Genomic DNA, 11,898 nt, shown 5'->3' with positions numbered 1-11,898 from the left:
AACTATCCCCGCTGGCGCGCAAGCTTCACGTAAGCGGTGGTGATATTTCCAGCCGGCGTGCCTGGAAGAGGCGTGAGCACTCGAAGCGATGGCCAGGCTCTGCTGGAGGCTGCTATGAGGGTAGCTGAGGAGATCTCTTCGGCTTTCGTAGGGAAGAGGGGCATCGTAGGGATCGTCTACCTGGGCGGGCTGGCGCGCGGGTACTTTGACGTGCACTCAGACGTCGACATAGTCGTGTACAAGAGGAGGGGTGCCAGGATCGGTTGGCCCCGGGAGAAAGAGTACGAGTACGGGGGCTTCGCGATCGACCTCGAGGTTAGGGATTACGAGAGGGATCTCCACAGGCGCTGGAGCTTTGAAGAGCGCTGGGTCTTCCTCCACGCGCTCGTCCGCTACGACCCGCAGGGGCTGGTGAGAAGGCTTTTCGAGCTTAAGGTACCGCTGAGCGAGAGCGAGAGGCGGAGGCTTCTAGAGGAGGAGCTGGCTAAAGCTAGGTGGAGCTTGAGCGACGTCGATGCGTGGCTGCACAGGGGCGACCCGCTCAGCGCCCACTTCGTCGCAATCACTTCGCTGAAGCACTTCCTGCGCGCGCTCGCGGTTTACAACGGGATCCCACCGCCTCCCGACAAGTGGCTCCTGCACGCCGTCTCTTCACTGGAGGAGAAACCGCCGCAGCTGATCCAGCTGGCGCAGGATGTCCTGGTAGCTCCAAGCTTGGCGGAGCTGGAGCGGAAAAAAGCGGCGCTACGCGAGCTGGAAAGCTGGCTGCTCGCTCACTCATCCTCCCAGCCCTCCCGCTCGTCTTCACCCTCCCAATCTTCTTCCGAGGTCCAGGCAGCTTCGCACTCGTAGCAGTCCTCGTAGTCCACCGGCTCGCCCCACCTTGTGCACCAGAGTTGCTCGTGCGCGACGGTCTCGACGAGTTCCGGCGTGATGCCCAGGTCCTTCAAGCTTCGAGGAAGTGAGATCGTCTCCGCTTCAACCTTGTAGCGTCCCCCTTCTTCGATCAAGCCAACCAGCCTTACAGGGCACTCCCAAACGTAGGCGAAGATGCTGGACTGAACCCGCGCGTAGGTATCGATGGGGCAGAGCTTAAACTCGAAAAGAGTATCTCCCTCGAAGGACCTTAAATCTGGTTGGGCGGCGATGCGCACTGAGCCGTAGACTCTGAACCTTGTCTTTGGCTTTAACCCCACAACACCTGCGGCGATGAGGGCTGAGTAAGCCTTATACGCCTTCGCCACAAGGTCGCGGGAGTAAATACCCTCTTTCCTCAGCCGCACCGCGATCTTCCTGATGAAGAGGTAAGGGACTGCTCTCTGGTTGAATGCACGACGGTAGATGTAGTTCGCAAACGAGTATTCCTCCTCGAATATCTTACCGAACTTCAGCATCACCTCATCAGCTGGAGTCGGTTGAGCGATGAGCCTCGCGATGTCTGAAGCCCGAGCGACTTTAACAACACGCCTACTCGGGCAGCGCTCCCAGTCCATCGGAAAAACAGGACCCCGATTATGTCTAATTTCCTTATCTGCGAAATACCAACTCTCAAGTTTGCTGAAGACTTCTCAACTGTTTATATCTAATGCTTCAGCCTCGTGACCACTAGCTTCAGATTCTCGGCAGCCCAGTTATTCCTTCGATCTTTTCGAAGTCTCTGCCAAAGGAGTAGATCTCGGTAATGCCTCTCGCCCTCATCACATCAACTGCAAGAGCATCGTTCGGGTCGAGCCTCAATTCCTTACCGAGCTCGGCCGCCGCGAGGTAGTCCTCCCCGGACACTCCGTGCACTTCAACATTATCCATCGTGAGTAGGCCGGTGATCAGCCTAGCCAGATCCTCCGCCGGCATGCCGTGCTTGAGAATGCTAACAACCTCAGAGAGATGAACAACCGTCGTCACGACTCTCTCCCTGCCCTGCGATACATCGCTGATTATCCTCTTAGCAAGCTCCTTCACCTGCCCCTCCTTCTGGGTGAGCTGCCTCCTAGGCTTGTAGTACGCGTAGATGAAGACGTCCGCGTCCAGAAACCTCACACGCTCGCCTCGCGAATCTTCCTCTCGAATTCCCCCCACTCCTCAATCGCCTCCACGCCTAGATCGATCCGGTCGAAGTAGTCAGTCAGGTCGATCCTCCTCTTCGGAATTATCTTCAAGTACCCTCCCCCTTGATGACGTACACCTCTCTGCTACCACCCCATCTCGGACTCACGCCAGTCGGCAGGCAGCACAATACGGCCCTGCGAATCCACTTTCTTGAGCTCCACTCTAACCCTCATCCTACCACTTGCATCGGCATCTACCAAAATAAGATGGTTTTACTCCCAAATCCCACTTTCTCGCCTAAAGGCTACTGGTATGGAGTTAGCCCGTGCAGAGACCACCTTGTTGAGCAGAGTGAAGAGGCTTTCAGCACTGTTGACTAACTTAGAAGTTCAGAGCGTCGCGCACGCTGCGGAGGGGCATCCCACCCCTAAGTGAATCGGCTATACCTCTTAGGTGCAAGCCCCAGCTAAGCAATTAATCGCTGGTCATCTCAAGAGAAAGGTTCTCGCACAGGTGCGCGGGGCGTGAGAGTTAGCAGTGTACATAGGCTTCCGGCTACATGGTCGCGCGGCAATGTAGTTGCAGAGGTACGCAACCATCTCCGTCCCGGTTGAAGTGGGGGAGTTGCTGGGGGAGAAAGGGGCATGGAGTGGAGGTTCCTCCTCAAGCTCTACCTGTAGGCTAAGAGGCTTAAGAGGGAGAAAGCTTTCAGGGAGCTGGCCGCGGTGTTGGATGAAGAAGATCTCGAATCGGTCGCCAGCTCCTCCAGGGAGTTCAAGGAGGGGTTCGCTCTAAGATGAAGCTGATCGACACGAGCTGGCTTATGAGATTCTCGGGAAGAAGGCTTTCGAGGAAGGCGCGGTCTCCATCATCACGCTGGTCGAGCTCCTCAGGGGAGTCTCGGCCGGGAAGCATGGAGCTGTGAGGAAGCTCCTCCAGGAGAGCTTCGGCATTCTGGGCATCGACGACAGGGTGGTCGAGGTTTACTGCGAGCTCTACGACAGCTTGGAGCGGCGGGGGCAGCGATTCCCGACGCAGACCTGCTGACCGCCGCTACAGCTATCGCTGACAACCTCGCCTTGAAGAGCGGAGACAAACTTCAAAGCGCTCCAAGACCTCGGCTTAGACCTCGAGCTGGTCGAGTGAAGAGCTGCTGAGCAAGAGTGAAAGGAAGTGAAACGCTAAAGCTTAGATTTTTCAGGCTTGTAGGGAGCTCGAAGGTGCTTCAGGCCCTCGCTGTCAGCAGAGTTTCTCAGCCGAGCCGGGCTAGCTGCCGCGTCCAACCCATGCCTTTAACCTAAAGTAAGGTAGAGGCAGGACAGATACCCGAGGCGAGCTTAGAGTTAGAGACCCAGCTCCTTGGCGACCCCCTTCATTCCTTCAAGGGATATGTGGAGGAAGTCCTCGAGCTTGAGGCCCAGGAGCTCGCACTCCTTGACGCGCTCCCTGTCCACGCCTCTCGCGAAGTCTTTCTGCTTGAACTTGCGGAGGAGGCTCTCCAGCTTGACTTCGGCGAGCTTCTTGCCCGGCATCACTAGGGCGGTGGCGACGACGAGGCCGCTCGCGTGGTCGGCAGCCCTCAGCGCATGAGTTAAGCGTTCAGCTTCAGGGCTGCTCACCTTGAAGCCGTTGTGCTCGTTGTGCGCCGCGATCGCCTCGAGAGCATCCGCGGGAAGCTTCCCGGCCAGGATCTCTAGGGCTTTCAAGCCGTGCTGGTGCATGTCCCGCCCAACCTCGTCGTAGTCTATGTCGTGCAGCAAGCCCACGAGACCCCAGAGCTCCTCGTCTTCGCCAAGGCTGCGCGCGACAGCTCTCATCACCGCTTCCACGGCGAGGCAGTGCTTCACCATCCTCTCATCTTTGAGGTGATTCCTGAGAAGGTTGAGCGCTTCCTCGCGGTTCACGCGCAGGGGAGAGCTCACGCCGTTAAAAACTTGCGCAGCGCGGAGGGTTTAAGACGCCGCGCGCGTAGAGTCCTCGATGCACGGCAGGAGCTTCCAGCTAGGCCGGCTCAAGGTCGAGCTCGTGGAGGGCGACATCACGGAGCTGGAAGCTGACGCGATCGTGAACGCTGCGAACTCCTACCTGAAGCACGGCGGCGGCGTAGCTGCTGCTATCGTGAGGAAAGGTGGGCAGGTGATCCAGGAGGAGAGCGACCGCTGGGTGAGGGAGCGCGGCCCCGTGCCTGTCGGCGGGGTAGCAGTGACGAGTGCGGGGAAGCTTAAAGCTAGGTACGTTATTCACGCCGTGGGCCCGAGGTTCGGCGAGGAAGGGGGCGACGAGAAGCTCGCTTCGGCGGTTCGCAACTCCCTGGGGAAGGCGGAGGAGCTCGGCTTGAGGAGCATCGCTCTACCAGCGATCTCCACAGGGGTTTTCGGCTACCCGTACGACCGCTGCGCCAGGATAACGGCGAGAGTGCTTAAAGAGTTCGCTCCCTCGGCTCGGAGCCTGGAGCGGGTCACCGTCTGCCTCTACGGGCGGGAAGCTTACGAGGTTTTCGAGAGGGTTTTCGCCGAGGAGCTTCAGGGTGCTTAGAGCTTGTGCAGGCTGCTCGCGCTAGCAGGGTTCGGGTTCGCCCTTCGAGAGTGGCTCGCCGCGCTCAGGGACGTGGCTAGGCGGGACCCGGCCCTGGAGCGTGAAGGCGCGGAGAATCCCTCCCACGGCGACGGCTGGGGCCTAGCAGCCTTCTCGAGAAGAGGCGGCGGGCCTCTAGAAGGCGAAGCTAGCATCTTCCACTACAGGTCCTCGCTGCCCGCGTGGGAGGATAGCAGGCTGGAGCTCGCAGCCGAGCTGGTGAGCACGCCAACGCTTCTCATCGTGCACGTCCGGAGGGCGAGCAGGGGTACTCCCCTGGGGGTGGGCGCAGCACACCCGTTTGCGCTTCACGTGGGCAGAGACGGCGGCGCGCTCTTCGTTGCTCAGAACGGTGAAGTCACAGTGGAGAAGGTTCCCGGCGTTGCGGGTAGAGTGAAGCCTGGGGAAGTCGTCGACACCTTCGCTTACGCCGTAGCTCTAGCGGACCTCGTAGAGGAAGGGGGAGACCTCTTCAGCGCTCTCTCAGAGCTGCACTGCGCGCTGGCGAGCAGCGGAGGCGTCAAGAGAATGGCGAACACAGCCGCTCTGCTGGTCAGGCGGGAGGGCTCCCGCTGGTCTGCCCAGCTCGGTGTCGTGCGGCACATCGCCGATGAGAGCGCCGAGCGGTACGGCGAGCTCTACTTGCACAGGGGTGGGGGGTTCACCGCGGTGGCCTCGAGCTCTCTCACAGAGAGGATGAGCAGCTTGTTTTGGGAGCCTTTCAGGAGGAATGCTGTCTGCGTGCTCGAGCTCAGCGGCTCAGGAAGGGTTGAGGGGGAGCGCTGGGGGGAGCTTTAGCTAGCACAAGTTTTTTACACGGAGCCGCTGGGTGAGGGGCGTGAGCCTCTCAGGCTTGCTCGAGTCGCAGAGAGTGCAGAGCGAGGTTGAGGAGTTTAAGCGGTGGGTTAGGCAGTACGGCCTCTTCGCCTTCTCCTACGAGCAGTCTAAGATCGTCACGCGGACGGCGTGGCTCGCCAGGGTGATGCTGGACGAGGGCTACAGGATGTTCCCCGGCAGGGAGGAGGAGCTGCGCGGGTTCGTCGCATCGGAGATCGTGAAGCTCGTGGAGGAGCTGGGTATCCCGCGGGAAGCTGTAGTGCGCGGAGACCTCCACGGCACTAGGAGCGATGTGCTGAACATCCTGCTCGAGGTGTACCCGAACGTTCAGCAGACCGATAGGCCCTCGCTGGCGAGGATCCTGGAAGCTGAGGTGGAGGCGGGGCGGCAGGCTAAGCCAGCTGTAGTGGCGGTTTCGCCGCTGTCTCCCCGGGGCGGGGGCGATGTACGCTACCTGCTAGCGCTCCTCGCGGTCTTCCTGGCCTCCGCAGCTATAGTGGTGCTTCTCAGCTTCCTGTAACCGCCGAGCTGGTCCGCGAGGATCCGGGGGTATCGTACCAGCCCCCTTAGCTCACTTTCAGCGTTCTGCATGCTAGTGTTTTTATTCTGCTTCTCGAGGCAGCTTCCCGGGAGATGTCGAGCCGAGGAGCGGAGCTTTGCTTGCTGTGCAGGGGTGCGAAGGGGCTTTGCGGTAAGCGGAGCTGCCCGGTGCTCGCGCTGTGGAGAGCGGTAGAGTCTGTGAAGCCGCCGTCCTCGCCCGAGCTTGAAGAGCTCTCACCCCCCTCAGTCTTCGTGGGCAGAGTAGGCTACCCGAAGGTTAGGGTTGCGCCAGCGGTCACCACGGGAGGAGGTAGCGCTGAACTCTACGAGAAGCCTGAGCTGTGGCTGGAGATGCCGCTCGAGGAGGTTTTAAGGATGAGGTTGAGCCTGGTTCGCGGCGTAGTTCAGGCAGATGTCCGCAAGCCGAGAATCCTCGAGGAGATCACGCTCGCCGCGATGTCTTCCAAGCCGGTGGAGCTGGATATCCGCTTCGAGAAGCCGCCGAAGCCTCGAGTACACCTAGACCTCTTCAGCCCGCCTTTCGGGCCCGCCGGGGTGGCGGAGAAAGTGTGCGTGCTGAGCAACCCGGCAGTGCCGAAGCCGCTGGAGCGCGTTCGCGGGGATGAGAGCTTGAAGGCTGAGGAGGCTGTGGTGTACCTCTACGAGAGCGGCGTGCCCGTCTCGCAGATCCAGAGAGCGTTCTCCGTGGGTGCTCTCGGGAGCGCGAGGCTGAGGAGGCTCGTGCCCACCAGGTGGTCGATCACCGCGGTTGACGACATCCTGTCAAGGCACCTCCTCAGGCAGGTCCGCCGCTTCGAGCAGCTGGACAGCTACCTTTTCTTCGAGAGGAGGTTCGCGGACAATACTTTCGTCGCGATACTCGCGCCGGGCTCGTGGAGCTACGAGTGGATTGAAGCGTGGTTCCCCCACACAACGTGGAACCCTGGCATCGAGGTGAGTGTCGAGGGAGACTGGGAGGGCTTCAGGGGCAGGGACTCCTACGCGAGCCTGGGCGGGTGCTACTACGCGGCGCGGCTAGCCACCGCGGAGTACCTGGTCAAGGTGAGGAGGCAGGCGACTGCTATCCTCCTGAGGGAGATCTACGAGGGCTTCTTCCTGCCCATCGGGGTCTGGTTCGTAAGGGAGAATGTCCGCGAGCTCTTCCGATCCCAACCGGAGCGCTACAGCAGCTTCCGCGAAGTCCTCGAGAGGCTGAGCCGCTCGACGAGGCTGCCCCTCTCCACGTGGCTAAAGGCATCCCGGCTGTTGAGGGACATGCTCTTGCAGCGGAAGCTGGAGGTGGGTTAAGTTGCCCAGGTACTTGCGCGTGAAAGTCTCTCGCGCCCTCACGAGGTCGGGGCTCTACGACCTCGACTACGCGTACAACCCTTACGGCGGCTGCGTCCACGCGTGCCTCTACTGCTACGCGAGGTACTACACACCGTACAGGGAGGTGGCTGAGAAGTGGGGCGAGGTGGTCTACATCAAGGAGAACATTGTCGAAGTTCTCTCGCGTGAGGTGAGAAGGCTGAGGCCCGGCGTAGTAGGCGTCTCCACGACTACGGACCCCTACCAGCCTGTAGAAGCCGAGGAGACGCTCACGAGGAAGGGCCTCGAAGTCCTCCTCAGCGCGGGCTTCAGGGTCAGCATTCAGACGAAGTCGCCGCTCGTCACGAGGGACCTCGACCTGCTCGCCCCCTACAGGGGGAGGGTTGATGTCGGCTTCACGATCACGACCCTGGACGACGAGGCTGCTTCCGCGATAGAGCCTCGCGCTCCACCGCCCTCCAGCAGGGCTAAGGCTCTCGCGGACGTCGCTGGCGCCGGCTTAGAGACTTGGGTCTTCTTGGGGCCTATCCTCAGAGGGGTGAATGACTCGGAGGAAAGTATCCGGGAGGTTGCTGAGCTTGCTCTCGAGACGGGCTCGAAGCTTTACTACGACTACCTGCACCTGAAGCCGGGCCTCGAGAAGCACTTAGCACCAGTCCTGGCAGAGTACCCCCTAGCAGCATCTACGCCGCCTAGCTGGCGGAGAGCCGTCGAGGAAAGGGTGGAGAGGATCTGCAGGGAGATAGGGCTTACCTGCGAGCCTGCTTTCCCCAGGAGGAAGGCTAGCGCTAAGCTAACCGACTTCTACTTTCAGCAAAGCAACACCTAAGACTATGTAGAGGGGGCTGCCCGCGCGGGCTCCCGAGGGCTCTTCTCCACGTGTAGCAGTCCCACCGGTCTTTGCTAAAGTAAAGGGTAATATTAATTAGCACCTTAAAGATTTTTAATCCGTGCCAGTGATCAAGATCGCTCCTTGCTCTGAAGCGCCTCAGCCTACGGGCAGGAAAGTCGCCGTCATCGGGTCAGGGCCCGCGGGCCTCGCCGCTGCAGGGTACCTTGCCTGCAGGGGCCACGAAGTGGTCGTCTACGACCGGCTTCCCGAGCCTGGCGGAATGCTCCTCTTCGCTATACCAGAGTTCCGGATCCCTAAATCGGATGTACGCGAAAGTATCGCTCAGCTGAAGAGGCTTGGAGTACGCTTCGTCGTGAACAGGGAAGTAGACTCCAGCGCACTCCGGGAGCTGCTGAGCGAGTACGACGCAGTTCTCGTCGCCACGGGGACCTGGAAGGGGAGGAAGCTCGGAATCCCCGGCGAAGATAAGCACAAAGTGTACGATGCGCTCGACTGGATAAGCCACTTCATGGCCTACAAGCTCGGCTACCGCTCCGATGAGCCCCCGCCGCTTGAGGGAGATGTCGGGATCGTGGGAGCGGGCTTAACGGCTGTCGATATCTGCGAGCTTGCTGTCTACGAGTACAAGGCCAGGCCCATCATCCTGTACAGGAGGCCTATGAGCGTAGCGCCAGCAAAGCACATGCTCAAGCACCTCGAGAAGCTCGGAGTGAGGTTTTTCGAGAACGTGATCCCGCTAGAGGTAACGGGAGCTTGCTGCGCTACAGGGGTGAAGCTAGTTAGAGTGAAGCCCACGACAGACAGGAAAGCCCCCACGGAGGTGATCCCCGGGTCCGAGTTCGAGCTACCTCTCGACGCGCTAGTAGTTGCAGTCGGGCTTGAAGCCACGCCGCCCAGGCTGCTGAGCGAGCTCGGCGTGAAGCTGAACCGCGACGGAACAATCGCTGTCGATGAGAACTACATGACCGGCGTGAAAGGGCTCTTCGCAGCTGGAGACGTCGTGCACGGGCCCTCGAACATCGGCTTAGCGATGAGGAGCGGCCGCCTCGCCGCGCAGAGCATCGACGCCTACCTGAGCTCTCTGTAATTAACCAGCTTTAAGAAACCCCTGTTTCTCTCAGTATCCTCAAAGCCTCTTCTCTACCCAGCCTGAGTTTGTGGAGAATCGTGTACCGGTCCCTCAAGCTAGGAGCCACCGCGAGAGCCTCCGCAGCCTGCTCTGGGGTTACTCCAAGCTCTCTGACTGTCGCGGGCGCTCCCACAGCCCGGAGCATCCTCTTGAGCTCCTCCCAGCCGAGGCCGTGGAGGTATGCGCTCACGACAGCGCCGACGCCGACCTGCTCGCCGTGCAGGCTCCGCCTCCCAGGGTACAGCTTGTCCAGCGCATGGCTGAAGAGGTGCTCGCTCCCGCTGCACGGTCTACTGCTCCCTGCGACAGCCATCGCCATCCCCGCGAGTAGCCCGGCCTCCGCCAGGAGCTTCGCGCCCTCCAGGTTCCAGGTGGACAGCTTCTCAATGCTCGAGGAAACTATCCTGTAGGCGCTGAGAGCCATCTCGAGAGCTGCCTCGCTCACCTTCTCGCCCACCTCACGCTGAGCGAGCCTAGCGTCCGCAACGCTGGTGAGCTTGCCGAGAATGTCTCCGACCCCGCTGGCCAGGAGGCGGCGCGGCGCGCTCGCGACTACCGACAAGTCTACGATCACGGCATGGGGTGGGGAAGTGAAGGTGGAGACGGGATTCCCCTGCTCGTCCTTCAGCGCTACGATCGGGGAGGCGAAGCCGTCGTGGCTTATCACCGTGGGGACGCTCACGAAAAGCTTCCGCTCCAGGTGAGCCGTGTACTTCGCCATGTCGATAGGCCTCCCGCCCCCCAGCCCCAGAACCGCGCAGGGGTTGTTCTCGGTCACGATAGGCCTTAGCCTGTTCAGCGTCGGGTAGTCGCTCCCCGGCGCGAAAGCAAGGTGGATCTCCGCCTCCCCCCGCAGCGCCGAGCTTAAGCGGTCGCCGAGAAGCTTCCAAACGTTCTCGTCGCTCACGACGAGCAGCTTCCTGCAGTCCAGCTCCGCCAACACTTGAGGTAGAGCCTCCAGAGCGCCTTCCTCGATCACCACAACGCTGGGTAGGCGGAGGGGGGCGCTTCCCGAAGGCCTGATCCGCATGCTCGTCTCACCGCGCTGGGGGCTAAAAACTGTTTCCGGCAGCGTGTAGAAAAGCTTAAAGGGGGCTGTGCAGGGGAGTCCCCGCAAGGTGGTTTCAAGTAATGAGTTGACTCGGTAAGCCCCTGCCAGCTAGCGAGGCAGCCCTTGTTATCCGCCCTGCCTGCCTCAGAGACGTTGAGGCCATCTTCAGGATACACCGCCGCTCGCTCGAAGGCCTCGACGAAGAGGATTTCGGCTGGTTCAAGGCTATGCTCTCGGTGCGCTCGAGGAGGAGGAAGGTTCTCGTAGCTGAAGTCGGGGGCGAGGTCGCGGGCTTCGTGATAGCTTACAAGCGCAGGAGCCAGGCTTACGTCGACAGTTTGGCCGTGGACCCGGCGTTCAGGGACAAGGGGATTGGGGGAAGGCTCCTCGAGGACCTCGAGAGCGTCCTCAAGAGCGAGGGAGTAGAGCGCGTAGCGCTGAGCGTGAAGGAGGGGAACTTCAGGGCTCTGGACTTCTACCTGCGGCGGGGCTACAGCGTCCTAGGAGTTATCCTCATCATGAGCGCGGAGCCGGCTAAGCTCCCCGAAAGCCTCCCCAACGGCTACGCTCTGAAGCTGAAGCGGGCGAGCGTGCTCGGCAGACTGAGGAGCTTTAAGCCGACTACTTGGTGGAGCACGCTGACGGAGCCTGTCGACAGGATGGTTTACAAGAGGTACCAGGGTGGTGAGGAGGTGCTCCTAGCCTACAGGGGTAAGCGGGTGAGAGGGTTAGCGGAGTTCACAGCAGACGACGAGCTGCTCGTGGACTACATGGCGATCTCCTCGTACAGCTCGCTGGAGGCTCTGAGAGCGCTCCTGCACGGCCTCAGGAGCGTGAGCGTCGAGAAGGGCTCGGAGAGGGTGGTAATCCCAGTGGACGCCTCGAAGGAGGTGATCGTCGAGGAGCTGTACCGCTCCGGCTTCAGGACGCACCGCACAGAGTACCTTCTCGCTAAAGACCTGGAGGAGGATTAAGGCCTGCAGCTGCTCAGAAGCTTTTTCGAAGACTGCTCGAAGACACGCTCATCGTACCTGACACCGTACTCCTCGCCCAGCGCTTCAAGCACGCTGCGCAGCACGGGCAGCGCGGCGCGGAGACAGGAACAGTCCTCGGCGAAGAAGCTGCTGAGCGGGCACTCCGGATCGAGGAGCACACCCCTCGCCTCGTCGAACACGAGCGGGTAAAGCCTGCAGCCCAGGGGCCTATGCTCGTACACCCTGCAGAGCCCGGTAGCCTTGTCGTAGAAGTAGCAGTAGCCGTCCACGTTCCTCAGGCGCGCGAACCCCCCGCTCTCGACCGCGAAGTCCCCTCTGCGGTAGCCCAGCCGCTCGAGGCGCTCCACATCCTTCCTCAGGAGGATCATCTCGGTAGCTCTGCAGCACAAGCCGCAGCTGCGGCAGAAAGCGCTCGTGAAGAAGCCCCTCGAGGGCTCCGCGCCGCAGCCCCGCCCGCTAGCCGGAGCCTCGCCGCCGCGAAGCTGAAAGCGCTCCCACATCTCCTGCACTGGCACCCCGGCACTAGCGAGTGCTAGCTAAAAAG

Annotated in this window: 15 protein-coding genes; 9 read left to right on the top strand and 6 right to left on the bottom strand. The window is 61.1% G+C overall.

The genetic code is table 11. From position 1 onward, the window contains the following. The first annotated feature begins 72 nt into the window (after positions 1-72). Positions 73-852 carry a nucleotidyltransferase domain-containing protein gene (locus QXU72_03455; protein ID MEM0494313.1) on the top strand — a complete coding sequence of 260 codons (780 nt, stop codon included), beginning with the start codon at positions 73-75 and terminating at the stop codon, positions 850-852. On the opposite strand, the gene QXU72_03450 is transcribed toward QXU72_03455, so the two are convergent. The 3 genes from QXU72_03450 to QXU72_03440 all read right to left on the bottom strand — a co-directional run bounded on the left by QXU72_03450 (position 774) and on the right by QXU72_03440 (position 2,156). Next, the gene (locus QXU72_03450) at positions 774-1,493 is read right to left on the bottom strand and encodes a hypothetical protein (GenBank protein ID MEM0494312.1); all 720 of its coding nucleotides are present in this window, start codon (positions 1,491-1,493) and stop codon (positions 774-776) included. The genes QXU72_03455 and QXU72_03450 overlap by 79 nt on opposite strands. Positions 1,494-1,611: 118 nt before the next feature. After that, positions 1,612-2,037, bottom strand: a complete 426-nt coding sequence (locus QXU72_03445; protein ID MEM0494311.1) for a type II toxin-antitoxin system VapC family toxin — start codon at positions 2,035-2,037, stop codon at positions 1,612-1,614. After that, the gene (locus QXU72_03440) at positions 2,034-2,156 is read right to left on the bottom strand and encodes a hypothetical protein (GenBank protein MEM0494310.1); all 123 of its coding nucleotides are present in this window, start codon (positions 2,154-2,156) and stop codon (positions 2,034-2,036) included. Before QXU72_03440 ends, QXU72_03445 begins: the two co-directional genes overlap by 4 nt. 811 nt (positions 2,157-2,967) lie before the next feature. Here QXU72_03440 and QXU72_03435 point away from each other — a divergent pair. Continuing rightward, positions 2,968-3,093, top strand: a complete 126-nt coding sequence (locus QXU72_03435; protein ID MEM0494309.1) for a hypothetical protein — start codon at positions 2,968-2,970, stop codon at positions 3,091-3,093. 296 nt (positions 3,094-3,389) lie between these two features. Here the strand turns inward: QXU72_03435 and QXU72_03430 are convergent, their stop codons facing one another. Further along, entirely contained in the window at positions 3,390-3,950 is a 561-nt protein-coding gene (locus QXU72_03430) for an HDIG domain-containing protein (protein ID MEM0494308.1), read from the bottom strand. 76 nt (positions 3,951-4,026) lie between these two features. Here QXU72_03430 and QXU72_03425 point away from each other — a divergent pair, with 76 nt between their 5' ends. The 6 genes from QXU72_03425 (at position 4,027) to QXU72_03400 (ending at position 9,266) form a co-directional block, all read left to right on the top strand. Next, the gene (locus QXU72_03425; protein ID MEM0494307.1) at positions 4,027-4,581 is read left to right on the top strand and encodes an ADP-ribose-binding protein; all 555 of its coding nucleotides are present in this window, start codon (positions 4,027-4,029) and stop codon (positions 4,579-4,581) included. A gap of 3 nt (positions 4,582-4,584) precedes the next feature. After that, complete coding sequence (locus tag QXU72_03420; protein MEM0494306.1) at positions 4,585-5,418, top strand: class II glutamine amidotransferase; 834 nt, start codon at positions 4,585-4,587, stop codon at positions 5,416-5,418. Between the two features lie 31 nt (positions 5,419-5,449). Then, the gene (locus tag QXU72_03415; protein MEM0494305.1) at positions 5,450-5,977 is read left to right on the top strand and encodes a hypothetical protein; all 528 of its coding nucleotides are present in this window, start codon (positions 5,450-5,452) and stop codon (positions 5,975-5,977) included. Between the two features lie 113 nt (positions 5,978-6,090). After that, positions 6,091-7,305 carry an Nre family DNA repair protein gene (locus tag QXU72_03410; protein MEM0494304.1) on the top strand — a complete coding sequence of 405 codons (1,215 nt, stop codon included), beginning with the start codon at positions 6,091-6,093 and terminating at the stop codon, positions 7,303-7,305. A gap of 1 nt (position 7,306) precedes the next feature. Then, positions 7,307-8,155 carry a radical SAM protein gene (locus tag QXU72_03405; GenBank protein ID MEM0494303.1) on the top strand — a complete coding sequence of 283 codons (849 nt, stop codon included), beginning with the start codon at positions 7,307-7,309 and terminating at the stop codon, positions 8,153-8,155. A gap of 121 nt (positions 8,156-8,276) precedes the next feature. Next, positions 8,277-9,266 carry an FAD-dependent oxidoreductase gene (locus tag QXU72_03400; GenBank protein MEM0494302.1) on the top strand — a complete coding sequence of 330 codons (990 nt, stop codon included), beginning with the start codon at positions 8,277-8,279 and terminating at the stop codon, positions 9,264-9,266. A gap of 10 nt (positions 9,267-9,276) precedes the next feature. Here the strand turns inward: QXU72_03400 and QXU72_03395 are convergent, their stop codons facing one another. Further along, entirely contained in the window at positions 9,277-10,338 is a 1,062-nt protein-coding gene (locus QXU72_03395; protein MEM0494301.1) for an iron-containing alcohol dehydrogenase, read from the bottom strand. Positions 10,339-10,460: 122 nt separating this feature from the next. Between QXU72_03395 and QXU72_03390 the strand changes: the two genes are divergently transcribed. Then, on the top strand, positions 10,461-11,333 hold the full coding sequence (locus QXU72_03390) for a GNAT family N-acetyltransferase (GenBank protein ID MEM0494300.1): 873 nt from the start codon (positions 10,461-10,463) through the stop codon (positions 11,331-11,333). Here the strand turns inward: QXU72_03390 and QXU72_03385 are convergent. Continuing rightward, positions 11,330-11,869, bottom strand: coding sequence for a YkgJ family cysteine cluster protein (locus tag QXU72_03385; GenBank protein MEM0494299.1), 540 nt, complete (start codon positions 11,867-11,869; stop codon positions 11,330-11,332). The two genes, QXU72_03390 and QXU72_03385, sit on opposite strands and share 4 nt — an antisense overlap. Positions 11,870-11,898 lie beyond the last annotated feature (29 nt).

This window comes from Thermofilum sp. (assembly GCA_038741495.1).
GTDB lineage: Archaea > Thermoproteota > Thermoprotei > Thermofilales > Thermofilaceae > Thermofilum.
The sequence above is the reverse complement of the archived record's forward strand: the minus strand, read 5'-3'. Positions and strand labels throughout refer to the sequence as shown.

Coding starts and splice junctions, on each gene's coding strand:
- QXU72_03450 (MEM0494312.1), bottom strand. CDS start 1,493: ATGGACTGGGAGCGCTGCCCGAGTAGGCGTGTTGTTAAAGTCGCTCGG.
- QXU72_03425 (MEM0494307.1), top strand. CDS start 4,027: ATGCACGGCAGGAGCTTCCAGCTAGGCCGGCTCAAGGTCGAGCTCGTG.
- QXU72_03410 (MEM0494304.1), top strand. CDS start 6,091: ATGTCGAGCCGAGGAGCGGAGCTTTGCTTGCTGTGCAGGGGTGCGAAG.
- QXU72_03395 (MEM0494301.1), bottom strand. CDS start 10,338: ATGCGGATCAGGCCTTCGGGAAGCGCCCCCCTCCGCCTACCCAGCGTT.